Here is a 24,437-nt window from a genome sequence, read left to right on the forward strand (position 1 = left end):
CCGACCGGGCCGCCACGTGTTCGGCGCAAGCCCGCTGTCATTCGACAGCGGGCTTTTTCATTTGCGGCCGCCACTGCGGTTCGCCTCTTCCGCCGTCCGGCTGCGCCAAGCGCTTCCAATGATTTTTTTCATGGCGCCCGCGCGCGGATTCGCGGCTGGTTCAGTGGCCAATGCGGCGCAAAATTTCACCCGACCCTGCCCGATGCGCTCACTTATTGAGCCAACTCAAATTTCCCCACGCATTTAGCGACGGTGTGCCGCAGCGCCATACACCGAGTTGGCAAGGAGTCCTCCTACAATTGGGATGACCGGCCAAGCCATGCCGCGTGCGTCCGAGCGCATTGCGAAGCCGGCGCCGCTCCATGCCTATCGCGTCATTCTGGACATCATGGCTTCGACTCTCGCCGACAAAAAAACGCCGCATCCCCCAACGCCGGCCGGCCGGCGCGGCCGGATCGCCGAATGGGTTCAAGGCCCGAGCTTCGCGCGCGACATTACGCTCGTGCTGATCGTCAAGCTGATCCTGCTCGTCGCGCTCAAATACGCATTCTTCAACCATCCGCAGGCCGAGCACATGTCGCTGCCGCCTGCCGTCGTCGCCACGCAGCTGCTGTCGGCGCCGCCACACGCATCCACCCACGGAGACCGCCATGATAAGCAGTGAAGTCGTCGAACTGTCACGTCTGCAGTTCGGCATTACCGCGCTCTACCATTTTTTATTTGTCCCGCTCACGCTCGGCCTGTCGTGGCTGCTCGTCATCATGGAAGCGGTTTATGTGATGACCGGCAAGGAAGTCTACAAGGACATGACCCAGTTCTGGGGCAAGCTCTTCGGGATCAACTTCGCCATGGGCGTGACCACCGGCATCACGCTCGAATTCCAGTTCGGCACGAACTGGTCTTACTACTCGCATTACGTCGGCGATATCTTCGGCGTGCCGCTCGCCGTCGAAGGGCTGATGGCGTTCTTTCTCGAATCGACGTTCGTCGGGCTGTTCTTCTTCGGCTGGAAGCGACTGTCGAAAGTCCAGCACCTGATCGTCACGTTCCTCGTCGCGCTTGGCTCGAACCTGTCGGCGCTGTGGATTCTCGTCGCGAACGGCTGGATGAACAACCCGGTCGGCGCCGAATTCAACTACCAGACGATGCGCATGGAGCTGACGAATCTCTTCGACGTGATCTTCAATCCGGTCGCTCAGGTGAAGTTCGTGCATACCGTGTCGGCCGGCTACGTGACCGCGTCGATGTTCGTGCTCGGCATCTCGGCGTGGTATCTGCTCAAGCGCCGCGACATCGATTTCGCGCTGCGCTCGTTCGCGGTCGCGGCGGGCTTCGGGCTCGCGTCGACGCTGTGCGTGATCGTGCTCGGCGACGAATCCGGTTATACGACGGGGGAAGTGCAAAAGATGAAGCTTGCCGCTATCGAATCCGAATGGGAGACGCAGCCGGCGCCCGCATCGTTCACGTTGATCGGCATCCCTAACCAGCAGGCCGAACGGACCGATTACGCCATCCGCATTCCGTATGCGCTCGGGCTGATTGCCACGCGCTCGATCGACGAGCCGGTGATCGGCTTGCGCGATCTCGCGAAGTACAGCGAGGCGCACATCCGAAGCGGCATGATCGCTTACGGCGCGCTGCAGAAGCTGAAGTCGGGCGATACCAGCGCCGAGACGAAGGCGACCTTCGACGCGCACAAGCAATATCTCGGCTACGGGCTGATGCTCAAGCAGTTCACGCCGAACGTGACGGATGCGACTGCCGAACAGATCAAGGCGGCCGCGAAGCGGACCATCCCGCCGGTTGCGCCTGTGTTCTTCTCGTTCCGCATCATGGTGTTCCTCGGTGTGCTGTTCCTCGCGACGTTCATCGCCGCGTTCTGGTTCTGCGCGCGCCGTCAGTTGCTGCAAGACAAGCGCCGCTGGTTCCTGCGCTGGGCCGTGTGGGCGATTCCGCTGCCGTGGCTCGCCGCCGAGTTCGGCTGGGTCGTTGCCGAAGTGGGCCGCCAGCCGTGGACGATCGCCGGCATCCTGCCGACGCACCTGTCCGCATCGAGCCTCACTCCCACCGACCTGTACCTGAGTCTCGCCGGCTTCATCCTGTTCTACACGGTGCTGTTCATCGTCGAAATCACGCTGATGTTCAAGTACGCGCGGCTTGGACCGTCGTCGCTGCACACCGGCCGCTATCACTATGAGCAGGCCGTGCAAGGGCTCGGCAACGCCGTCGGCAAGACGGCCGCGTGATGCGCGCCGCACGATCGAATTCGAATAAGGAACTGCTATGGACTACGCAACGCTCAAGGTGATCTGGTGGGTGCTCGTCGGCGCGCTGATCATCGGCTTCTCGCTGACCGACGGCTTCGACATGGGCGCGACCGTTCTGCTGCCGTTCATCGGCAAGACCGACGACGAACGCCGTATCGTCGTCAACACGGTCGGCGCGACCTGGGAAGGCAACCAGGTGTGGCTCATCACGGCGGGCGGCGCGATGTTCGCCGCGTGGCCGCTCGTCTATGCGGCGTCGTTCTCGGGCTTCTACTTCGCGATGCTGCTCGTGCTGTTTGCGCTGTTCTTCCGCCCGGTCGGCTTCGACTATCGGAGCAAGCGCGACGATCCGCGCTGGCGCGCATGCTGGGACTGGGGACTGTTCGCCGGCGGCTTCGTGCCCGCGCTGGTGTTCGGCGTCGCGTTCGGCAATCTGCTGCAAGGCGTGCCGTTCGCATTCGACAGCGACCTGCGCGTCAGCTATCACGGCAGTTTCTGGGCGCTGCTGAATCCGTTCGCGCTGCTGTGCGGGCTGGTGAGCCTGGCGATGTTCGTCGCCCACGGCGCCGCGTTCGTCAAAATGAAGACGGACGGCGCGATCGCCAAGCGCGCCACGTTCGCGCTGCGCGTATCGGCGCTCGCCGCGGCCGTGCTGTTCGCGATCGCGGGCGTGCTCGTCGCGTCATTCGTCGACGGCTATCGGATCACGCAGGCGGCGCCCGTCGATACTGTCGCGAACCCGCTCGTCAAGCAGGTCGCGGCCGGCTCGGGCCTCTGGTTCGCGAACTACGGCCAGTATCCATGGATGCTCGCCGCCCCCGCTGTCGGCATCGCGGGCGGCTTGATCGCGGCATGGCTGGCCGGTTCGAAGCGCGAGAAGACCGCGTTTGTTTGCACCGGCCTCACGATCGTCGGCGTGATTCTGACCGCGGCCTTTTCGATGTTCCCGTTCATCATGCCGTCTTCGCTTGACCCGAGGAGCAGCCTCACCGTTTGGGATTCGACCTCCAGCCGCCTGACGCTCGAGGTGATGCTCGGCGCCGTGATCGTGTTCCTGCCGCTCATCCTGGTCTATACGGGCTGGGTGTACCGCGTGGTGCGCGGCAAAGTCACGCCGGACGTGCTCCACGAAAACCGGCATTCAATGTATTAACGTTGCGCTCGACCGGCGCCGGTCCGCTTGGGCGGCAGCGCCGGATTCGCGCAACGTTGGAACCGTTCGCAAGAAGCAAGAAATCGGAAGGAGTCGAATCATGTGGTACTTCAGTTGGATTCTCGGCATCGGCGTCGCGCTCGCATTCGGCACGATCAATGCAATGTGGCTCGAGGCGCGTCAAAAACGCGGCTCGGGCGTGACGCGGGCATGACGGGCAGCGCACACGCCACGGCGCAGGCGTAAGCAGTCAAGCGCCGCGCGAACGTCCGCGCTCCACCGCCTCACGCGATCAACGATCGATCGCTTGCAACAAACCACGCTCTCGCCTCACGCGAGAGCTTTTTTTTCGCCAAATTCAATGCCAATACAAATCCAAATTAATACCACTTGAACACCAATAAAAGGTTTCATAAGATCCTCTGGAGGCCGTCGACAGGCCGCATCCCATTGGCGGAGGAGACATCCCAGTTCCCGTTCGGCCTGCGCTGCCGCTTTCGCCACGGCCCGCTCGCGGCGGCCTTTTTCCCGCTTCCTTGAAAGACCCGATTGCAGCGACGTAATCCAACGGCGTCGTATCGCCGTACCTTTTCCAAGGACTCCACATGAACCTGATTCCCCGTCTTTTTGGTGCCGGCTGGCTGGCCGTGGCCACTTTGCTGCCGGTCGCCGCGCCCGCGCAGCTTGCCGTGCCCGAAACCGCCGGCCCGGCGGCGAGCCCAGCACGCCCCGTCGTGCCCGGCACGCTTGCGGCTCTGCTGTCGAACAGCCTCGCGCTGCGTGTCGCCATCGACAACAACCACGCTGCATCGGCCGGCGTGCCGTGCGCGAATCTCGGCGCCGACTGGGCAAGCTGCGCGACCGGCCGCTTGATCCTGCAAAATCGCGGCCGCCAGCTCATCACGGACGGCGGCTGGCGGCTCTATCTGCACAGCATCCGCCGGCTCTTCAAGATCGATCGGCCGGGCTTCACGCTGCGCCACCTGACGGGCGATCTGTACGAGCTGACGCCGCAACCGGGCGCGCTCAAACTCGCGCCGGGCGAGCGCGTCGAGTTGCCGTTCGTCGCCGAATACTGGTTCCTGCGCTACAGCGACGTGCTGCCTCGACCGTATGTCGTCGTCGCCGGCGCGGCGCCCGCGGTGCTCCGCTACAACGACACCGACGACGAAACGCGCTACGTCGAATCCCTGCCCGCCGATGCGCAGAGCAACTCGGCCGGCAACGCGCCGGCCGTGGCCGCGCAGCCGGTCACGAGCCGCGCGCTGCCTAGCGTGAAGCGCCAGCGCGCGCTCGGCGGCGCGCTCGAACTGCGCGGCGTCGCGCTGATGCTGCCGGATCTCGCGCCCACGCACGTCGCCGCGCTGCGCGAGCGCGCCGGCACGCTGGGGCTCGACAGCGGGAACGGCGCGCCGGTCGCGGGCATGCTCGCGCCGCGCCGGCTGCCCGCCGATATCGCGGTGCCGGGCGGCTACCGGCTCACGATCGGCCCGCGCGGCGCATTTATCGAAGGCTACGATACCGCCGGCCTCTACTATGGCGTGCAGACGCTCTTTTCGCTCACGCCCGCGGGCGGCGGACGGATTCCCGCGATGCTCGTCGAAGACGCGCCGCGCTTCCCGCACCGCGGAATGCACGTCGATCTCGCGCGCAATTTCAAGCATCCCGCGACGCTGCGCCGCCTGATCGACCAGATGAGCGCATACAAGCTCAACCGGCTGCACCTGCATCTGTCCGACGACGAAGGCTGGCGGATCGAGATTCCGGGGCTGCCGGAGTTGACCGAGATCGGCGCGCGCCGCTGCCACGATCCGGGCGAAACGCGCTGCCTGCTGCCGCAACTCGGCTCGGGGCCCGATAACCGCTCAGGCGGCGGCTATCTGACGCGCGACGACTACATCGGCTTGCTGCGCTATGCGGCCAGCCGCTTTGTCGACGTGATCCCCGAAATCGACATGCCTGCGCACTCGCGCGCGGCCGTCGTGACGATGGAAGCGCGCTATCGGCGCCTGCACGCCGCCGGCCGCGAACAGGAGGCGAACGCATACCGCCTGCTCGATCCGCAGGACACGTCGCGGCTCACGACGGTTCAGTTCTACGACCGGCGCAGCGATCTGAATCCGTGCGTGCCCGGCGCGCTGAACTTCGCATCGAAGGTGATCCGCGAAATCGCCGCGATGCACGCCGACGCGCAAGCGCCGCTCGCCACCTGGCACTTCGGCGGCGACGAGGCGAAGAACATCCTGCTCGGCGCCGGATTCCAGGCGCTCGACGGGACCGATCCCGGCAAGGGGCGCGTCGACCTCGCCGCTCAAGACAAGCCGTGGGCCCGCTCGCCGATGTGCAATGCGCTGTTGCAGCGTGGCGAGATCAAATCGATCGACGAGTTGCCCACGCGCTTCGCGAAACAGGTCAGCGCGATCGTCGCCGCCAACGGCATCGGCACGATGGCCGCTTGGCAGGACGGTCTCAAACATGCGAACGGTCCGCAGGACTTCAGCACGAAGCACGTGATGGTGTCGCTGTGGGACACCGTATTCTGGGGCGCGGCCGACAGCGCGCGCGACTGGAGCGCGAAGGGTTACGAGACCGTGCTCGCGCTGCCCGACTACTTGTACTTCGATTTCCCGTACACGACGAACCCGCGCGAACGCGGCTATTACTGGGGCTCGCATGCGACGGACGAGTACAAGGTGTTCTCCTTCGCGCCGGAAAACCTGCCGCAAAACGCCGAGTTGTTCGGCGATCGCGACGGCAATCCGTTCGACGTGACGGGCACCGGCGCCGCACCGCGAATCGAAGGCATCCAGGGGCAGGCTTGGGGGGAAGTGATGCGTAACGACCGGCTGCTCGAATACATGGCATACCCGAGGCTTCTCGCGCTCGCCGAACGCGCGTGGCACAAGGCGGACTGGGAGTTGCCCTATGCGGCGGGCGTGCGCTACAAGCTCGGCGACACCCATCATGTCGACAAGGCCGCGCTCGAACGCGACTGGGCGGGCTTCGCGACGGTGCTCAAGCAGCGCGAACTCGCCAAGCTGCAGCGTGCGGGCATTGGGTATCGGGAGCCGACGTTCGTGCTGACGAACGAGTGAAAGTGATGCGCGGATAGGCGGTACACGGGGCCGGGCCGATAAATGGCTCGGCCCGTGCCGGCCGAGCGCCAGCCGATCGAGACGTCAGCGGCGGCCGGACGCCGGAAACGCCACGCAGCCCTGGCTGAAAAACAAAAGAGCGGTGACGGGCCTCGGATGGCCGTCACCGCTCTTGCTCACTGCTCGCGGCCCCTGCGCCCCACCCGCACGGGAACCGCGCCCTACGCGCGCGGCATCAAGCCGGCTGAGCCGCCGCGCCGCCGCCCGTCGACGGCAGACGCGCCGCCAGATACTGCGCATAGCGCGATGCCGACGGTCCGCAGACGATATGGAACGTATCGGCCGCCACCCACGCGACGTCGAGCGCCGCGAGACGCTGACGGTCGACCGCCGACGGATCGCGCACGACCACACGCAGCCGCGTCGCCGCAATGGCGTCGAGCGCCGCCACGTTGGTTGCGCCGCCGAACACCGCGAGCCAGCGCGCCGGGTCCGGATCGAGCGGCCCGGTCTGCGCGCTCGCGGATGCACCGGCCATCGGCGCCGAGTCGGCTGCCGCGGCCGATGGCACGGCCGAAGCCGCAGCACCGGCGGCGCCCGCGCCACCGCTAACGGCCGTGCGGATTTCGTCGGCGATGAGATCCGCCTCCGGCCCGATGATCACCTGCACGCTGCTGCCGCCACGCTTGAGCACACCACGCGCGCCGATTGTCCGCAGATCGGCTTCCGACACCTTGTCCGGATCGACGACCGACAAACGCAGGCGCGTCGTGCATGCATCGACGACCGACAGATTCGCCGCGCCGCCAAGCGCCGCGATGTAGCGCTGCGCGCGCGGCACGGCCGCCCCCGCCGCCGGCGCGACGAAGCCGCCTGCCGCGAACGACTGGGCTTGCGCATCGGCACCGGCCGGCTCGCGGCCCGGCGTCGCCATATTGAATTTGCGGATAAACCAGCGGAACAACCCGTAATACACGGCGCCATACGCCAAGCCCAGCGGAATCGCCACCCAGCCCTTCGTCGACAGCCCGTAATTCAGCACGTAGTCGATCGCGCCGCCCGAGAACGTAAAGCCGAGCTTCACGCCGAGCAGCTGACAGATCGCGAGCGACAAGCCCGTCAACACCGCATGGATGACGTAGAGCACCGGTGCGAGGAACATGAAGCTGAATTCGATCGGCTCGGTCACGCCCGTCAGGAACGAGGTCAGCGCCATCGAGAACAGCAGCCCGCCGACGATCGCGCGGCGCTCCTTCGGCGCCTCATGAAACATCGCGAGGCAAGCGGCGGGCAGGCCGAACATCATGATCGGGAAAAAGCCCGCCATGAAGCTGCCCGCGCCCGGATCGCCGGCGAAGAAGCGGTGCAGATCGCCCGTCACCGCCGCGCCGCCGGCTGGCGTGAACGTGCCGAACACGAACCAGACGAGCGAGTTGATGATGTGATGCAGGCCCGTGACAAGCAGCAGACGGTTCAGGAAGCCGTAGACGAACGTGCCGATCGCGCCCGCCGTCAACAACCACTGGCCGACCGCGTCGATCGCGTGCTGCACCGGCTGCCACACATAGCCGAACACGATCCCGAGCACCACGCACACGAGTCCGGTGATGATCGGCACGAAGCGCTTGCCGCCGAAGAACGCCAGGTAATCGGGCAGCTTGATATCTTTGTAACGGTTGTACAGAAGCCCCGCGACCACGCCCGCGATGATCCCCGACAGCACGCCCATGTTCAGCTTCGGATCGATGTCCTTCATGACCGCGACTTCGATTAGATAGCCGATCACGCCCGCGAGCGCCGCGACGCCGTTGTTGTCCTTCGCAAAGCCAACTGCAACGCCGATCGCGAACAGCAGCGGCAGATTGTCGAAGATGGCGCCGCCCGCGTCGGCGATCATCTTGATGTTGAGCACGTCCTGCTGCCCGAGACGCAGCAAGATGCCCGCCACCGGCAGTACCGCGATCGGCAGCATCAGCGCTCGGCCTAGGCTCTGTATTTTCAGAAACGGATTCCCGTCCATTCGATCCTCCAATCCTTTGATGTCTCGTCGTCGAATAATTTATTCAGTCATGCTGATTGATGCTGAAATACCCCGCAACACTACACCCGCGATCAACGCAACGCCGGACGCTGCTCAGTCCGCCGGCCAGATCTCGCGGCTTGCCGCTCTTACCGCCTGCGCCGATTCGAGCGCGAGCAAATCCTGCGCGCGCTGACGGCACAATGGGTAATCGAGACCGCGCACGCGCGCCTTGATGCCCGGCACCGACACCGGGTCCACCGACAGCTCCGTCACGCCGAGACCGACCAGGAGCGGCACCGCGACGGGATCGCCGCCGAGCGCGCCGCACACGCCGACCCACTTGCCGTGCTTGTCCGCGCCGCGCACCGTCGCATCGATCAGCCGCAGCACGGCCGGATGCAGGCCGTCCGCGAGCGCGGCGAGATCCGCCTGGCACCGGTCCATCGCGAGCGTATATTGGGTCAGGTCGTTGGTGCCGATCGACAGAAAATCCGCGTGCTGCGCGAGCTGATCGGCGAGCAGCGCCGCCGACGGCACCTCGATCATCACCCCCACCTCGACCGGCGCCGTGCGGCCCATCGCGTGCGCGAACGCGTCGATGCGCTTTCTGATCCTCACCAGCTCGCCTACATCGGTGACCATCGGCAGCAGGATTCGCACCGAGCCGTATGGCTGCACCGCGAGGAGGCCCTGCAACTGATCGTCGAGCAGATCGGGGCGCACCTGCGCGAGCCGGATTCCGCGCAGGCCCAGCGCCGGATTCGGCTCGGGCGGCAGCGTCAGGTAATCGACTTCCTTGTCGGCGCCGACGTCCAGCGTGCGGATGATCGCCGTGCGGCCCTGCAACGCATCGACGATCGATTGATAGCTGTCCCGATGCTCGGCCGTCGTCGGTGCGGCCTGCCGGTGGATGAACATCAGCTCGGTGCGCAACAGGCCGATCGCATCGGCGCCGTTGTCGAGCGCGATGCGGGCATCGTCGAGCGTCGCGATGTTCGCGGCCACCTCGATCTTGCGGCCATCACGCGTCACCGCGGCCTCGCCCGACATCCGGCGATTCGCCTCGCGCACGCCGGCAAGCCGTTTGCGCTCGAGCCGCGCGCGCTCGACGTCGAGTTCGGTCGGCGCATATTCGATGCGGCCCGCGCTCGCATCGACGACGACCTGCGTGTGCTCCGGAATCGCGAAAAGCGCGTCGCCGACCGCAACGAGCGCCGGAATGCCGAGCTGCCGCGCGATGATCGCCGCGTGCGATGTCGCGCCGCCGCGCGCCATCACGAGCGCCGTCACGCGCTCGCGATCGAGCGACGCGAGATCGGACGGCGTGAACTCCTCGGCCGCGAGTACCGCTTCGGCGGGCAGTTCGCGCGCGGTCGCGCTCGTATAGCCGAGCGCGCGCAGCACGCGCTTGTCGATGTCGCGCAGATCGGCCGCGCGCTCGGCGAGCAGCGCGTCATCCACGCCGGACAGCACCGCGATCTGCGCGCGGATCGTCTCGCGCCACGCGTGGCCCGCGCTCTTGCCGAGGCTGATCAAGTCGCGCGCGGCATCGACGAGCGCCGGGTCCTCGAGCAGCACGCGATGCACGGAGAAGATACCCGCCTCGCCGACCGCGCCGCGCTGCGACGCTTCGCGCACCGTCGCTTCCAGCTCCGCGTCGACAGCGGCGAGCGCGCGGTCGAGCAGACGGCTTTCGGCGGCCGGCGTACCGGCCGCGAGTTCGGGCGGTGCGACGTCGGCGTCGTCCCAACGCACGAGCGCGCCGACCGAGATGCCGGGCGACGCGCATACGCCCGCGAGCGTGTTCGGATCGAGCGGCGCACGTGCCGCCGCAAAGACAGGCGCGGCGGCCGGTGCCGGCGACGCCGCGCGCGCCGGCTTCTCCTCGGCTTCGCCATGCGCTTCGCGCAGCAGCTCGTGTGCGACGAGTTCAACCGCCCGCGCCGCATCGCGCCCCGTGCCGACCAGCTCGATCGTCGCGTTTTCTCCCGCGCCGAGGCCGAGCAGCCCGACGACGCTTTGCAACGCCGCGCGGCGCCCGTCGAAGTGCACGTCGACCTGCGCATCGAGCCCGCGCGCAGCTTCGCGCGCGCGCGCGGCCGGGCGCGCGTGCAGGCCGCCCGGCTGCGTGAGCGTGATCGACCGGCGCACCTCGGGCAGTTCGGCCGTGGCAGGCTGGCCGCCCCCCGCATACGCGCCGGCAACCGGGCCAGCCGCCTCGCCGGCATCGCTTGCGGCTGCCGCGTTGCCCGCCGAGACCGCCGCGCCGCCGCGCGCGCGCAGCGTGAGGAGCGGTCCGGCGCCCGCCTTCACGACACCCGCGCCCGCGCGCTCGACGATTTCGAACGCATCGGAATTGGCGATCGCGACCACCGATACGAGGCTCGGCGCCGAACGCGCGACCAGATCCTGATCGAACTCGATCAGCAGATCGCCCGCCGCGACGCGCGTGCCTGCGGCCACTTTCGCGGTGAAACCGAGCCCGTCAAGCTCGACCGTGTCGATGCCGATATGCAACAGGATTTCGGCGCCGCTGTCGGACGTGACCGTCACGGCGTGGCCCGTGCGCGCGACGTGCGACACGATGCCCGCGCACGGCGCGACGAGCCGGCCCTCGAGTGGATCGATACCGATGCCGTCGCCGAACATGCCGCCCGAGAACACCGGATCGGGTACGTCGGCGAGCGGCACGACAGGGCCCGTCAGCGGAGCGAGCAGGATGGTCTGATCGTGGGGCGGCTGCTTCAACTGGAACTCCTCGGCGCGTCTCATGGGGCGGTCTCGTCTCGTCAATGTGTTTCGGTGACTTTATGCAGATGGCGCGGCGTGTCCGGATCGCGGCCGCGAGCGGCGGCCAACTCGGCCGCCATGACATAAAACGACAGGATCGCGGCGATCGGATCGAGCGCCGGATGCGCGGTGCCCGCGAGCGGCAGCGTCGCCTCGGGCGTACCCGGCGGCGCCGCGACGAGCACGCGCGCGCCGCGTGCGCGCATGTCCCGCGCAAGCTGCAACAAACCCTGCTGCTCGGGGCCGGGCAACGCGAACACCAGCAGCGGATAGTCGCGATCGATCAGCTCCATCGGACCGTGCCGCACTTCGGCGCTCGAGAACGCCTCGGCCTGGATGCCCGACGTCTCCTTCAACTTGAGCGCCGCCTCCTGCGCGATCGCAAGACCAAGCCCGCGGCCGATCACGATCATCCGCTCGATGTCGCGCAATTCTCCGACAGCGCACGACCAATCGAGCCGGCCCGCCTGAACGAGCACGTCGGGCAGAGCACGCAGCGCGGTGACGAGCGCGGCGTCGCGCTGCCAGAACGCGACGAGTTGCGCGGCAACCGACAGCATCGCGATATAGCTTTTCGTCGCGGCAACCGACAGCTCGGGGCCGGCCAGCAACGGCAGCCGATACTCGCAGGCATCGGCGAGCGGCGACGGCAGCACGTTGACGGCGGCGACCGTCAGCGCGCCCGCGTCGCGCAGCGCGGACATCGTATTGACGAGATCGGGACTCTTGCCCGATTGCGAGAACGCAAGCGCGAGCTGGCCTTGAACCTTCAGCGGCGCCTGCTGCAGCGTCGCGACCGACATCGGCAGCGATGCGACCGGCACGCCGACGCGGCTCATCGTCAGGCTTGCGAAATAGCTCGCCGCGTGATCCGAGCTGCCGCGCGCCACGCTCAGCGCGACTTGCGGCGCGCGCTCGGCAAGCCGCCGGGCCAGCGCCTCGACGAGGCTCGTGTCCGCGAGTTGCGCGGCGACGACCTGCGCGGACTCGCGCGCCTCGTTAAGCATATTCGACAATCGATTCTCCTTCGACGTAGGTCGCGGTAAGGTTCAGATCGCGATCGAGCGCGACGAGATCGGCCCATGCGCCGCGCGCGATGCGGCCGCGATCGGCAAGGCCCAGATAATCGGCCGCATAGCGCGACATCCGGTTCGACACGTCGGCGATCGGCAAGCCGAGCGACACGAGGTTGCGCAACGCCTGGTCCATCGTCAGCGTGCTGCCCGCCAGCGTGCCGTCGGCAAGCCGCACGCCGCCCAGGCACTTCGTCACGTGCTGGCTGCCGAGCCGGTATTCGCCGTCGGGCATGCCGGTGGCCGACGTGCTGTCGGTGACGACGTACAGGCGCGGAATCGCGCGCAGCGCCGCGCGAATCGCGCCCGGATGCACGTGCAGCAGGTCGGGAATGATCTCCGCGTACTCCGCATGCGCGAGCGCCGCGCCGACGAGGCCCGGATTGCGGTGATGCAGCGGCGACATCGCGTTGAACAAATGCGTGAAACCGCAAGCGCCGTGTTTGAGCGCGGCGACGGCGTCGTCGTAGGTTCCGAGCGAATGGCCAAGCTGCACGCGCACGCCGCGCGCGGCCATCTCCGAGATGATTTCGATATGGCCGGCGATCTCCGGCGCGAGCGTGACGACGCGGATCGGCGCGATCGACAGGTAATCGAGCACTTCGTCGAGCACGGCCGAGACGGCGGCGTCCGGCTGCGCGCCGAGCTTGCCGGGGTTGATGTACGGCCCCTCGAGATGCACGCCGAGCACGCGCGAGCCGCCCGGCGTGCGTGCGCGCGCGACGCCGCCAAGCTCCGCGACGACGCGTTTGAGTTCGTCGCGCGGCGCCGTCATCGTCGTGGCCAGCAGGCTCGTCGTGCCGTAGCGCGCGTGCGTGCGGACGATCGTCTCGATCGCATCGCCGCCTTCCATGACGTCGGCGCCGCCCGCGCCGTGTACGTGCAGATCGATGAAACCGGGCAGGATGTAAGGCGCGTCGTTCTTCGACGGGTCCGTCGCGGCGCCCGACAGCGCCGTGATTCGGCCGTTCTCGAACTCGATCGTGCCGTGAATCCAGCCTTCGGCAGTGAGTATGTTTCCGGTCAGCATGATGTTCTCTTCAGGATCGGGTCGGCGTGCGTCAGATGTATGTGCGAGAGGAAGAAAACCGGCCGCACGCGCGTATGCTCAGTCTCGCACATCGGCACAACAGCTCGGCTGACGAAATCGCGACGGCAGACGCCGCCCGTCGAAAGGCGAGGCCATTATATAACCAAAATAATACCAGTCAATTTGGTCCCGGCGCGTACCGCACGCGGCCGTAAAGCGTTGCGGCACAAGGGTTTGCACGGCCTTTAACCCTTTATTTACAGGGGATTGCAGGCTAGGTATTTACCCGAACATACAAAAATATGTATTCACGGCGCGATCTCGAAGGGCGGGATTTTTACGGGATAGCAACCGGAATCGCGCCGATATTGGTGCACTGGTATGAATTGGTATGCTCCACGTTCCGGCCACCATATCGGCCTCCACGTCGGCCGATATGGGGCCTCAATGAAATTCGCGGCTCGACGTCCGTAAGTCGCCCAGCAGCGCCGTCAGATCCTCGAGATATTGCGCAACCAGGTGCGCGACGCCATGATCGCTCTGCCAGACGCCCGACACCGCCAGCAACTGCGAATCGAGCGTCTCGCGGCGCTGCCGCTCAAGCAGCTCGGGCTTGACGATCACGTTTACGCACCCCGTCTCGTCCTCCAGCGTGACGAACAGTACGCCTTTCGCGGTGCTGGGCATCTGCCGCGCCGTCACGATCCCGCATGCGCGCGCAAGCCGGCCATCGCGGCACGCGCGCAGCGCCTGAGCGGAAGACAGCCGCCGCGCATCGAGCACTGCGCGCAACAATGCGAGTGGATGCCGGTTCAGCGTGAGCCCTATGGTTCGATAGTCGGCGTGAATGTCTTCAGCTTCGGTCGGCACGCCAAGCGCGGGCCTTACCGGCTCATCGATCGGCGCGGCGGCAAGCAGGCCGCGCTCCGGCGCCGCAGCCACCGCCTGCCACAGCGCGTCGCGGCGATTGCCGGCGAGCGTCGCGAACGCGTTCGCGGCAGCCAGCGCCTCGAGATCGCGACGTGTCAGGCTCGCGCGGCGCGCCAGCTCGTCCACGCTCGCCAACGGCCCCGCCGCACGCGCCGCCTCGATCCGCCGCGCCGCGTCCTCGCCTAGCCCGCGCACCAGCGACAGCCCGAGCCGCACCGCCGGTTGGCCACCGGGCGGCGGGCTGCCGGGCAGTGCCTCGAGCAAGGCGTGCCAGCCGCTTTTCGTCGCATCAACCGGCAGTACAGTCACGCGATGGCGCTTCGCGTCCTGCACGAGTTGCGCAGGCGGATAAAAGCCCATCGGCTGACTGTTCAGCAGCGCGGCAAGAAAGATCGCCGGCTCGTGGCATTTGAGCCAACTGCTCGCATAGACGAGATGCGCGAAGCTCGCCGCATGACTCTCCGGAAAACCATATTCACCGAAGCCCTTGATCTGCTCGAAGATCTGATCAGCGAATTCGCGCGAATACTGGCGCTCGAGCATGCCGTCGATGATTTTCTTCCGATATTTGGCAATATCGCCCTTGCGCTTCCACGAAGCCATCGCGCGGCGCAGTTCATCTGCCTCGCCGGGGGTGAAGCCGGCCGCGACGATCGCGATCTGCATCACCTGTTCCTGGAAAATCGGGATGCCGAGCGTGCGCTCGAGCACCTTCTCGAGATCGGCGCTCGGATACGTGATCTGCCCCGGCTCCTCGCCGGACTCGATCCGGCGCCGCTGCAAATACGGATGCACCGCGCCGCCCTGGATCGGGCCAGGCCGCACGATCGACACCTCGACGACCAGGTCGTAATACTTGCGCGGCCTGAGCTTGGGCAGCATCGCCATCTGCGCACGCGATTCGATCTGGAATACGCCGACCGTATCGGCGCGGCAGATCATGTCGTAGGTCGCCTTGTCGTTCTGCACGATGCTGTCCATCCCGAACGGCTTGCCGTTGCGCTTGCCGCGCCACGCGTCGATCATGTCGAATGCGCGATGCAGCGCCGACAGCATCCCAAGCGCGAGCACGTCGACCTTCATCAGGCCGAGCGACTCCAGATCGTCCTTGTCCCACTGAATCACGCGCCGCCCATCCATCGCCGCGTTCTCGACCGGCACGAGCCGCGTGAGCTTGCCGCGGCTGATCACGAAGCCGCCCGAATGCTGCGACAGATGGCGCGGAAAACCGAGCAGCCGCGCGGCAAGCGCAGCCCAAGCCCGAATCAGCGGCGTATCCGGATCGAGCCCCGCCAGCGCGAACTGCGCGAGCAGATCGTCGCTACCGTCGAACCAGCGGTGCGCTTTGGCCACCTGCTCGATCAGCATCGGATCGACGCCGAGCGCCTTGCCGGTCTCGCGCAGCGCGCCGCGCGGACGGTACGTCGCAACGGCGGCGGCGAGCGCGGCGCGATCGTGGCCGTATTTCTCGTAGAGATACTGGATGACTTCTTCGCGGCGCTGATGCTCGAAATCGACATCGATATCGGGCGGCTCGCCGCGCTCGCGGCTGATGAAACGCTCGAACAGCGTCGTGCTCCGGTCGGGGTCCACCTCGGTCACGTGCAGGCAATAACAGACGACCGAATTCGCCGCCGAACCCCGGCCCTGGCACAGGATGTTCCGGCTGCGCGCATATTGGACGATGTCGTAGACCGTCAGGAAATAAGGCTCGTATTCCAGCTCGGCGATCAAGCCGAGTTCGTACTCGATGCTCCGGCGCACCCTGTCCGGTATGCCTTCAGGATAGCGCTTGCGCGCGCCCGCCCAGGTTTGCTGCTCCAGGTAGCTCGCAGGCGTGTGCCCTGCCGGCACGATTTCGTGCGGATACTCATAGCGCAATTCGTCGAGCGAGAAATGGCACGCGTCCAATATCTGGCACGTTTGCGCAAGCTCGGCGGCGTCGAACAACTGCGCCAGCCGAGGACGTGCACGCAAATGCTGCTCAGCATTCGGTGCAAGCGCGTAGCCACATTCCGCGATCGGCATGCCGAGCCGAATCGCCGTCATTGCGTCCTGCAACGGTTTGCATGAGCGCACGTGCATCGTCACGTCGCCGAGCGCGACGACGTGCATCCCGCGCCGCGCGCCGGCCACGCGAACCTCGTCGCGATGCGCGCCGTCGAGCGCGCGCTCCAGCCGCACGAGTCCGAGCCGCGCACGCGCGCCGAACAGCGCGTCGAACCAGGCGAGTTGCATATCGAGCACATCGGCACGAGCCGGATACGTCGGCACGAGGATCGCGAAGCAGTCGGGCACGCCGCGCAAATGCGCGAACGCCGGCGGCGGCGCAGCCAGCATGCTCGGCGTCAGCCGGTATGTGCCTTTCGGCGCGCTCATCCGCCGCCATGAGATCAGCTCGGACAAGTTACCGTAGCCCTCGCGGTTCTGCGCGAGCAGCACGAGGCCGAACGCGCCGGGCCCCGGATCGCGGCCGGGTTCGACATCGTCCGGCGTCACATCGAAGTACGAGCCAACGACGAGCCGCAGATTCTTTCCCTTCGCCGCGGCATGCATGCGCGGCGCGCCCGCGAGCGAGCACTCGTCGGTAATCGCGATGCCGCGATAGCCGAGTTGCAATGCGCGCTCGACGAGTTCCTCCGCATGCGACGCACCGTGCAGAAACGAAAAATTCGACCGGCAGAACAGCTCCGCATAGTCGGGCAAGCGATGGAACGAGGCTCCGTCCATCGCCGCTCACCCGAAAAGGCCGTGCAGAAACCAGCGCGGCCCGGCGCCGCCGCGGCTGCTCGCGCGTTCCTGGTAGACCCAATAGCACGCGCCTGCGGCGTCCTGCGCGACATGGTAGTCACGTTCGACCAGCTGACCATCGAACCAGCCCGCCTCGATACGCTCGGCCGACGACATGATCCTGAGCAGCGTGCGGTAAACCGGCCGGTTCTCTTGCGTTTCGAGCAGCAACGGCTCGACTAGCAGCCATGCGGGACGCGGCGGCGCGGCGGGCGATGCGGCAAACGCCGCAGCAGGCGAGCCCGCCGGCGTTCCGGCTGACTTGGCTGCCGGCGTATGCAGCGGCACCCAGCGGTTGGCCGCCTCGGGCCGATAATCGGCAGCGGGCGCCGCACGCAGCACGCTGTCCGCACCGAGCCGCGCGCTCAGCAGTTCGACAAGCCGTGCCCGCGCCTCGCGTGTGCGGCCGGGCTCGGGAAACAGATCACCGGCGCTCAGCGCGACCGATTCGACGCGCGTGACAGTCAACCGCACCGCAATCACCGCGGCAGGCAGGGCGAGCCGCGCGAGCCGCTCGCCGAGCACGCGCATGAAGTGCGTTTCGTCGCGCGCGGGCTCGGCAAACGCGAGCGTCAGCGATGTCGGCGGCACCGCCTGCCGGCCGCGCTCGTGCTCGAGCGCAAATGTCATTGCCGCCAAGGACAATTGCCGCGCGGCGAGCCAGCCGCATAACTGCACGACGAGCCGGCGTGCGACGAACAATACTGCCTGCGCATAGTCGACGCGCTCCGGCAACTCGATCCGTGCGTCGAAGACAGGCGGCACCGGCAGCCACGCATGCAGCTCCGCGGCATCGCCATAAGCACGATCGAGCGCGGCGACGAGCGCGGGGCCGCAACGGCGCTGCAGCCCCGCACGCGGCAAGCGGCGCAGATCGGCAAGCGTGCGGCAGCCGAGACCGCGCAACCAGTCCGCATACGGACGCGCACCGGGCAGCAGCTCGCATGGCAGCGCATCGAGCGCGCGCACGAGCGACGCAAGACGCGTGACGCGGCGCCGGGCACACCGGCCATCCGGCGCTCGCGCAAGCAGCCATGCGCCGCCCCCAGTCGGTGCGACCGCGAGGCGCGATGCATAACCGAGCGTGGCGAGCGTCGCCCGCACCTGCCGGCACAACGACGGCAAACCGCCGAACAAACGCAAGCTCGCCCCGACATCGACGATCAGCGTGGCTTCGTCTTCGAGCGCCACACAGGGCGAAAACTTCAACAACGCGAGCGCAACGGCGCGCAACGCATCGGCCTCGCGCAGCGGATCGCGCTCGATGAGCCGCGTGCCGGGCGATAACGTCAGCACGCCGCCGCGCTTCATGCCCACGCGCACGCCACGCGCACCGGCGCACGCGTCTGCGATCAGCACGACGCCTTGCTCGAGCACCACGCAGCCCGCGGCGCGCTGGCTTCCGGTGTCGTGCCCAGGCCCCGCAGGGTTGCGTTTTGCCGCTTGCCCATGCCTGGTTGCAAGCTCACGCTTTGCAGCCGCCCCGTCATCGACGCCGCACCCGCAACCCGCAGCGCGCTCAAGCGACTGCGGTACGCACACGTCGAGCGGCAGACGAGGCAAATGGATAGCGAGCAAGACGCGCATAGCGGCTCTCCACGATGGGCGACGGCAATTCGAGCGCGAGCGGCGCGCCGTGCGCCGGCCCGCGACGCTTGACGATCTCGACCGACACGCCGCCTGCAGCCGGATGAAGCGCGACGCGCAGCACCGCGGGCGACGGCTGCCGCGCCGCCGACGGCGGCCGGCACACCACGCACAGCGTGTCGCCCGCGCGGGCGGCGGCAACGTGCAAGCGACGCAGCGCCTCGACGCGCACGTCCTGCTGCCAAAGCAAAAGCGCTCCGCAGCAGCCGGTCTTGAGGGCCTGCTCGGCCGCCCACAGTGCGTCCCCGCCGCGTTCGGCGCGCAGCCATAGCAACGCATCAAGCGGTATGCCGAGGCTGGCAAGCGCACATGCATGCGGCACATACGGCGGCGCGACGAGCACCAACGGCCGCCGTGCGCTGCCGGCGGCGGCCAGCGCGGGCGCAAGCACGCGCAACTCGCCGCAACCCGCATGCGGCACGAGCATTTCGACGAGCCCGTCAACGGGCCAGCCGCCTCCCGGCAGCTCGGCGGACAACGACGCGAAGCCGGTATCGAGCGTGCGCGGCCCGCCGCGCGCAAGCTGGGAGCCGCGCCAGAGCGAAGGATGGAGCGATTCGAGGGAGACGGAGGAAACGGACATCGCATCACCGATAACTGTATATATATACAGTATATGGCAACGCACTCGCGGTACACAACGCCGATGCGAAACTAACCGTTCGTCAGAGGATAGGCGGCGGAAAACCGGCGCGGACTCTGGCAGGCAACCGCGTGCGCGCCCACGAAAAGCCCGCTCGCGCGCGATTGCCGCCCAACCGGCGCACCGCAACCACCCGCCGTCGCCGAACCACGGCAAGCAACTTCTTCATGCGACACGCCAGCCGCGCGCGCGGCCGACGACACGGCCGCGCGGCCATGCCGCCGCCCCGCTTGCGAATCTCAGCCAAGCAGCAACGCATCATCATCGAGCTGCTCACGCCGCGTCTGCTCGAACATCTTCAGCAGATCGGGCACGTCGAGCCCGCGCCGCGCATCGCCGGCTACGTCGAGCACCACCTGCCCTTGATGCAGCATCACCGTGCGATCGCCGTAATCGAGCGCCTGCCGCATGCTGTGCGTGACCATCATCGTCGTCAGTTTGCCGTCGGCGACGATCCGCGCGGTCAACTCCAGCACGAACGCGGCCGTCTTCGGATCGAGCGCGGCCGTGTGCTCGTCGAGCAGCAGAATCCGCGACGGTCGCAGCGACGCCATCAACAAGCTCACCGCCTGCCGCTGCCCGCCCGACAGCAAACCGATCCGATCGGTCAAGCGGTTTTCGAGCCCGAGATTGAGCAGCCGCAGCTTGTCGCGAAACAGCTCGCGCGACGCGCGGTTCAGCGCCGCCCGAAAACCGCGCCGCTCGCCGCGCGCAAGCGCGAGCGCCATGTTTTCCTCGATCGTCAGCGCCTCGCAGGTGCCCGCCATCGGGTCCTGGAACACGCGCGCGACGAGCGGCGCACGATCCCACGCGGGCTTGCGCGTGACATCGGCGCCGTCGATCGTGATGCTCCCCGAATCGACCATCTGGTCGCCGCTGACCGCGTTCAGGAACGTCGACTTGCCGGCGCCGTTCGAGCCGATCACGGTAACGAACTGGCCGTTCGGAATCTCGAGCGAAAGCCCGCGCAGCGCACGCGTCTCGATCGGCGTGCCGGGGTTGAACGTCAACTTCAGATCTTGCGCCAACAGCATTTCACGCCCCTCCCGTCTTGCGGGCGAACAGCTTCTTGCGCGTCGCGGGCAACACCAGCGCGAGCGTCACCAGCACGGCCGTCACGAGATTCAGATCCTGCGCCTTCAGCCCGATGAAATCGCTGTTGAGCGCGAGCGCGATGAAGAAACGATAAAGAATCGCCCCGAGCACGACGGCGAACGTCGTGAACACGAGCCGGCGTGCGGGCACGAGCGTCTCGCCGATGATCACCGCGGCCAGACCGATCACGATCGTGCCGATCCCCATCGAGATATCGGCGCCGCCCTGCGTCTGCGCAAACAATGCGCCGGCGAGCGCGACGAGCGCGTTGGACAACGCCATCCCGGCGAGCGTCGCGCGGCCGGTCGCGATGCCCTGTGCACGCGCCATGCGCGGATTCGCGCCGGTTGCACGCATCGCGAGGCCCAATTGCGACGAGAAAAACCAGTCGAGCCCGAGCTTCGCGACAACCACCACCACGAACAACAACGCCGGCCGCAGCACGTAATCGGGCAGCCAGTCAGGCTGGAGCGCCGTGAAGAGCGTCGGCTCGGTGATGAGCGGCACGTTCGGCCGGCCCATGATCCGCAGGTTCACCGAATAGAGCGCGATCATCATCAGAATGCTCGCGAGCAGATCCATGATTTTCAGGCGCACGTTCAGCCAGCCGGTGACGAAGCCCGCGCACGCGCCGGCGAATATCGCAGCCAGCGTCGACGTGAACGGATCGTGGCCTGCGGCGATCAGCGTCGCGGCAACGGCGCCGCCCAGCGGAAAGCTGCCGTCGACAGTCAAATCGGGAAAGTTGAGGATGCGAAACGAGATCAGCACCCCGAGCGCGACGAGGCTGAAAACGAGGCCGATTTCGAGCGCGCCCAGCAGAGAAAACAGAGACATGATTGAAGAAATCCTATTGCTGCAAGCGGCGAACCTGCGAGCAGCGGCCGACCGGCGTCGCGCCCGGCCGCATGCATCGCCCGCGCCGCCGCCGCGCCCGCGAGGGCGGCCGCGGCGGCGCGCGTCATGCGATCACTTGATGACCGTCTTCGCCTCCTTGACCAGATCCGGCGAGAGCGTCACGCCCTGTTTCGCGGCCGCGTCGGTATTGACGAACAGCTCGAGGTTGCTGCTCGTCTCGGACGCGATCGCGCCCGGCTTCTCGCCCTTCAGAATGCGCGCGACGATCTTGCCGGTCTGCCGCCCGAGATCGCCGTAATTGATGCCGAGCGCCGCGATGCCGCCGCGCTTCACGCTGTCGGTGTCGCCGGCGACGAGCGGGATCTTTGCGTCGTTGGCGACCTTCACCAGCGATTCGTAAGCGGACACGACGTTGTTGTCGGTATTCGTGTAGATCACGTCGACCTTGCCGATCAGGCTCTTCGCGGCGGGCGCGATGTCGACCGTGCGCGGCGCGGCCGCCTCCTTGAGCGTCATCCCCTGCTTCGCGAGAATCTCCTTGAGTTCCTTCACCACGACCACCGAGTTCGCCTCGCCGGGGTTGTAGACCATGCCGACCGTCTTCGCCTTCGGCACGACGCGCTTGATCAGCGCGACCTGCCTGTCGAGCGGCAGCTTGTCGGACACGCCCGTCACGTTGGTACCCGACGGCCCCCAGCCCTTGACGAGTTGCGCGGCAACGGGATCGGTCACGCCCGAGTAGACGACGGGCACGCTCTTCGTCGATGCGACGACCGCCTGCGCGGCGGGCGTCGCAATCGCGACGATCACGTCCGGCTGGTCGCCGATGAACTTGCGCGCGATCTGCGCGGCGGTGCCCGCGTTGCCCTGCGCGCTCTGATATTCCCACTTCAGCTTGTCCTCGCCGTAGCCTTCGGCTTTCAGCTCCGCGCGCACGCCGTCGCGAATCGCGTCGAGCGCCGGATGATCGACGATCGACAGCACCTTGACGGTCTGCGCATGCGCGGCCGCGCCGCCGAGCATCGAAAACGCCGCGACGCCTGCGGCGATCGCGTGAACGGCAACGAACTTGAATCGTTTCATGAGTCTTGTCTCCCCCGGTTCGGTTCTGCATGACGCTGCGAGCCGCGTTCTCCGGAACGCACGCGGCTCGCGCCGGCCCCGAAAACGGGGAACGACGGCCAATTTTCGAGGATATTGCGCCCGCCAATATCCGTTACCCATCAAAACTTTCGAGGCGATCGCCTGCATCGGCGGCCGAACCTGTGCCGGCACCCCGCCGGCAGCGTCCGGCCCTACTTCCGCCTCAGCCGCGCGTCATTCTAGCCCGGCAAATTAAGGCGTCGTGGGAGATTTGAAGGTACACGCATCAACCGGTTGTTATACAAGGGATTTTTATCTACGAACACTTCTCCGGAACCCGCATGGGCAGGAATGCGCCGGGCGGGGCAAATGAAAAGTAAGCGGGCCACGGATGCAGCCAGCCAGCGGCGCATCGGCCAACGATCGCGCAACCAAGACGGCGCGAGCAACAGGCGTCTACGCGTGGCCGCCGCCGCATGCTGGCTGCTGGCGTGCGATGCGAGCCTATCCGTTTTTGCCAAATTCGCAGGCGCATGAATCGATGTAAATCAGTTTCACATCTCACATCAATACGGCCCAATGAATACGATTTCCCGCTTACCGAATCACCGACACGAAATATCCGGACAATACCCCCTTTCCGCTCACCGTTGCAAAATTTTAAAACCCCGAAAAAACAATCTCCGAAAATAAATTTATCTCACCTCCATTGAATTATTCTTTTATTCTTCCTAGACTGAAAACGTTTAAAAAAACACCACAACCACTTAACCCAAGCACCATTTATTCCCCAAAATCACGTTCGCAAGCTCGATTCAAGCAGAAGCCCGAAACAGCAGCACATTTTCACCGCACAAACCAAAACAAACGTCCCACATCTTATTTTTCACCCAGAACAAGGCACTCGAAATTTTCAAACTCATCACCAAGCAAAATCAAAGGAGAAAATGAAATGAAAAACTCATGGAGAGTCATCGCTCAATTCAGCGCCACGCTATTTATATTTACCATTGGAGTGCGTTATTGCCACGCAGAAGACGCCGGTTGTCCGGATCAGAATGTGACGATCTCCGCCATCTCATACGATATTAGCGACTGGACACCGCGCATTCTGTTCAGCGGCCAAGATGCGTCCAAAAACTGGAATACGCTTGGTTATGCACACGGCCTGGACACATTCAATGGAAAAGCCATGCTCGAGATCGCCGCGTTGGCTTACACCACCGGCGCAACGGTACAAACGAGTTGCTCCGGAAACGATATCTCGCTTATTCGCTTGATGCCGTGACCATCAAGCATCATTGTCTTTCACGGCGCACAAATCCGCTTTTTATGCGAATAAGGCGCGGCAGCGCCGATACAACACTGCCCCCATTCACAATCATCGATTCAATGAATAATCCCGATCAGTTGCATTACACAGTGAAAAGCCGATTGAACCATAAAAAAACATAAACAAAGCGCTCATGCACATGTTCGAAAAACCGGCAAACCTCATACCAGCAACGGATATTACCGGACGCACAAAATCGATATAACAATCAATCCGTGCAGCATCCGCCAAGCAAAGATTTCCTGGAATTTTCGTTTGCCCCGGAATGATCATACTTTTGGCAGCAGCCACGACCGCAACTCCTTCGATACCCACGATCGCAAGAAAAGCGATAAAAACGGATGTCGTCAAAATTCGTATTGGCTTCGTACTGCCTATGGCTATCGCCGCGCTAGACCGCTCACGGGCAAACGCACGCCCTGCGCATCCGGCCGGTTGCTCGTTGATCGCTGGATCGACAGGGCCGCTACCCCTTTCGCCGATCATGGCGAGCTACGTTGAATCGATAAAAACACCGTCGCGTCGCGGCATCACGGACAGGATAAACAGTCGGTCACGATCCGCTTGCGTCGCGGAATCCGACGTGCGTGGCCAACCTCTCGCACAAAAAAAACCAAGGCCCGCGCA

The 24,437-nt window shown here is 65.9% G+C and carries 17 protein-coding genes; 6 read left to right on the forward strand and 11 right to left on the reverse strand.

What is annotated here, in order from left to right:
* The first annotated feature begins 388 nt into the window (after positions 1 to 388).
* The 5 genes from cydP (at position 389) to AQ611_RS15705 (ending at position 6,515) form a co-directional block, all read left to right on the forward strand.
* On the forward strand, positions 389 to 664 hold the full coding sequence (gene cydP / locus AQ611_RS15685; protein WP_069235348.1) for a cytochrome oxidase putative small subunit CydP: 276 nt from the start codon (positions 389 to 391) through the stop codon (positions 662 to 664).
* A complete protein-coding gene (locus AQ611_RS15690; RefSeq protein ID WP_069235015.1) occupies positions 651 to 2,246 on the forward strand; it encodes a cytochrome ubiquinol oxidase subunit I in 1,596 nt (531 codons plus the stop codon). The genes cydP and AQ611_RS15690 overlap by 14 nt, the downstream gene beginning before the upstream one ends.
* A 37-nt stretch (positions 2,247 to 2,283) precedes the next feature.
* Positions 2,284 to 3,420, forward strand: coding sequence for a cytochrome d ubiquinol oxidase subunit II (gene cydB / locus AQ611_RS15695; RefSeq protein ID WP_069235016.1), 1,137 nt, complete (start codon positions 2,284 to 2,286; stop codon positions 3,418 to 3,420).
* Between the two features lie 100 nt (positions 3,421 to 3,520).
* A complete protein-coding gene (gene cydX, locus AQ611_RS15700) occupies positions 3,521 to 3,634 on the forward strand; it encodes a cytochrome bd-I oxidase subunit CydX (RefSeq protein ID WP_059569674.1) in 114 nt (37 codons plus the stop codon).
* A gap of 391 nt (positions 3,635 to 4,025) precedes the next feature.
* A complete protein-coding gene (locus tag AQ611_RS15705; RefSeq protein ID WP_069235017.1) occupies positions 4,026 to 6,515 on the forward strand; it encodes a family 20 glycosylhydrolase in 2,490 nt (829 codons plus the stop codon).
* 235 nt (positions 6,516 to 6,750) lie between these two features.
* On the opposite strand, the gene nagE is transcribed toward AQ611_RS15705, so the two are convergent.
* From nagE to AQ611_RS15755, 10 genes are all read right to left on the reverse strand, one after another.
* Positions 6,751 to 8,535, reverse strand: a complete 1,785-nt coding sequence (nagE, locus tag AQ611_RS15710) for an N-acetylglucosamine-specific PTS transporter subunit IIBC (RefSeq protein ID WP_069235018.1) — start codon at positions 8,533 to 8,535, stop codon at positions 6,751 to 6,753.
* A 114-nt stretch (positions 8,536 to 8,649) separates the two neighbouring features.
* The gene (ptsP, locus tag AQ611_RS15715; RefSeq protein ID WP_069235019.1) at positions 8,650 to 11,310 is read right to left on the reverse strand and encodes a phosphoenolpyruvate--protein phosphotransferase; all 2,661 of its coding nucleotides are present in this window, start codon (positions 11,308 to 11,310) and stop codon (positions 8,650 to 8,652) included.
* A 17-nt stretch (positions 11,311 to 11,327) separates the two neighbouring features.
* Complete coding sequence (locus AQ611_RS15720; protein WP_059517735.1) at positions 11,328 to 12,335, reverse strand: SIS domain-containing protein; 1,008 nt, start codon at positions 12,333 to 12,335, stop codon at positions 11,328 to 11,330.
* A complete protein-coding gene (gene nagA, locus AQ611_RS15725) occupies positions 12,328 to 13,431 on the reverse strand; it encodes an N-acetylglucosamine-6-phosphate deacetylase (protein ID WP_059517733.1) in 1,104 nt (367 codons plus the stop codon). The genes AQ611_RS15720 and nagA overlap by 8 nt, the downstream gene beginning before the upstream one ends.
* A 444-nt stretch (positions 13,432 to 13,875) precedes the next feature.
* Positions 13,876 to 17,091, reverse strand: a complete 3,216-nt coding sequence (locus AQ611_RS15730) for an error-prone DNA polymerase (RefSeq protein WP_069235020.1) — start codon at positions 17,089 to 17,091, stop codon at positions 13,876 to 13,878.
* Between the two features lie 6 nt (positions 17,092 to 17,097).
* Positions 17,098 to 18,738, reverse strand: coding sequence for a Y-family DNA polymerase (locus AQ611_RS15735; protein WP_231935867.1), 1,641 nt, complete (start codon positions 18,736 to 18,738; stop codon positions 17,098 to 17,100).
* Positions 18,671 to 19,381, reverse strand: a complete 711-nt coding sequence (imuA, locus tag AQ611_RS15740; protein WP_069235021.1) for a translesion DNA synthesis-associated protein ImuA — start codon at positions 19,379 to 19,381, stop codon at positions 18,671 to 18,673. Before imuA ends, AQ611_RS15735 begins: the two co-directional genes overlap by 68 nt.
* Before the next feature lie 299 nt (positions 19,382 to 19,680).
* On the reverse strand, positions 19,681 to 20,475 hold the full coding sequence (locus tag AQ611_RS15745; RefSeq protein WP_069235022.1) for an ABC transporter ATP-binding protein: 795 nt from the start codon (positions 20,473 to 20,475) through the stop codon (positions 19,681 to 19,683).
* Position 20,476: 1 nt separating this feature from the next.
* Entirely contained in the window at positions 20,477 to 21,373 is an 897-nt protein-coding gene (locus AQ611_RS15750; RefSeq protein ID WP_069235023.1) for an ABC transporter permease, read from the reverse strand.
* A gap of 132 nt (positions 21,374 to 21,505) precedes the next feature.
* Positions 21,506 to 22,477: an ABC transporter substrate-binding protein gene (locus AQ611_RS15755; protein ID WP_059517720.1), complete on the reverse strand. Its 972-nt coding sequence runs from the start codon at positions 22,475 to 22,477 to the stop codon at positions 21,506 to 21,508.
* Between the two features lie 952 nt (positions 22,478 to 23,429).
* On the opposite strand from AQ611_RS15755, the gene AQ611_RS15760 reads away from it, so the two are divergent.
* Entirely contained in the window at positions 23,430 to 23,765 is a 336-nt protein-coding gene (locus tag AQ611_RS15760) for a hypothetical protein (RefSeq protein ID WP_069235024.1), read from the forward strand.
* Between the two features lie 93 nt (positions 23,766 to 23,858).
* Here AQ611_RS15760 and AQ611_RS25620 read toward each other — a convergent pair whose 3' ends face one another.
* On the reverse strand, positions 23,859 to 24,296 hold the full coding sequence (locus AQ611_RS25620) for a hypothetical protein (RefSeq protein WP_146011813.1): 438 nt from the start codon (positions 24,294 to 24,296) through the stop codon (positions 23,859 to 23,861).
* Between the last annotated feature and the right edge of the window lie 141 nt (positions 24,297 to 24,437).

The sequence above is a fragment of the Burkholderia singularis genome, assembly GCF_001718875.1.
In the GTDB taxonomy this organism is placed as follows: domain Bacteria; phylum Pseudomonadota; class Gammaproteobacteria; order Burkholderiales; family Burkholderiaceae; genus Burkholderia; species Burkholderia singularis.

Bases quoted from the DNA above. Each gene is read 5' to 3' on its own strand.
- AQ611_RS15755 (WP_059517720.1), bottom strand. From the start codon at position 22,477: ATGAAACGATTCAAGTTCGTTGCCGTTCACGCGATCGCCGCAGGCGTC.
- ptsP (WP_069235019.1), bottom strand. From the start codon at position 11,310: ATGAGACGCGCCGAGGAGTTCCAGTTGAAGCAGCCGCCCCACGATCAG.
- cydB (WP_069235016.1), top strand. From the start codon at position 2,284: ATGGACTACGCAACGCTCAAGGTGATCTGGTGGGTGCTCGTCGGCGCG.
- AQ611_RS25620 (WP_146011813.1), bottom strand. From the start codon at position 24,296: ATGATCGGCGAAAGGGGTAGCGGCCCTGTCGATCCAGCGATCAACGAG.
- cydP (WP_069235348.1), top strand. From the start codon at position 389: ATGGCTTCGACTCTCGCCGACAAAAAAACGCCGCATCCCCCAACGCCG.
- nagE (WP_069235018.1), bottom strand. From the start codon at position 8,535: ATGGACGGGAATCCGTTTCTGAAAATACAGAGCCTAGGCCGAGCGCTG.
- nagA (WP_059517733.1), bottom strand. From the start codon at position 13,431: ATGCTGACCGGAAACATACTCACTGCCGAAGGCTGGATTCACGGCACG.
- AQ611_RS15730 (WP_069235020.1), bottom strand. From the start codon at position 17,091: ATGGACGGAGCCTCGTTCCATCGCTTGCCCGACTATGCGGAGCTGTTC.
- AQ611_RS15690 (WP_069235015.1), top strand. From the start codon at position 651: ATGATAAGCAGTGAAGTCGTCGAACTGTCACGTCTGCAGTTCGGCATT.
- AQ611_RS15745 (WP_069235022.1), bottom strand. From the start codon at position 20,475: ATGCTGTTGGCGCAAGATCTGAAGTTGACGTTCAACCCCGGCACGCCG.
- AQ611_RS15750 (WP_069235023.1), bottom strand. From the start codon at position 21,373: ATGTCTCTGTTTTCTCTGCTGGGCGCGCTCGAAATCGGCCTCGTTTTC.
- AQ611_RS15735 (WP_231935867.1), bottom strand. From the start codon at position 18,738: ATGCGCGTCTTGCTCGCTATCCATTTGCCTCGTCTGCCGCTCGACGTG.
- AQ611_RS15705 (WP_069235017.1), top strand. From the start codon at position 4,026: ATGAACCTGATTCCCCGTCTTTTTGGTGCCGGCTGGCTGGCCGTGGCC.
- imuA (WP_069235021.1), bottom strand. From the start codon at position 19,381: ATGTCCGTTTCCTCCGTCTCCCTCGAATCGCTCCATCCTTCGCTCTGG.
- AQ611_RS15760 (WP_069235024.1), top strand. From the start codon at position 23,430: ATGAAAAACTCATGGAGAGTCATCGCTCAATTCAGCGCCACGCTATTT.
- cydX (WP_059569674.1), top strand. From the start codon at position 3,521: ATGTGGTACTTCAGTTGGATTCTCGGCATCGGCGTCGCGCTCGCATTC.
- AQ611_RS15720 (WP_059517735.1), bottom strand. From the start codon at position 12,335: ATGCTTAACGAGGCGCGCGAGTCCGCGCAGGTCGTCGCCGCGCAACTC.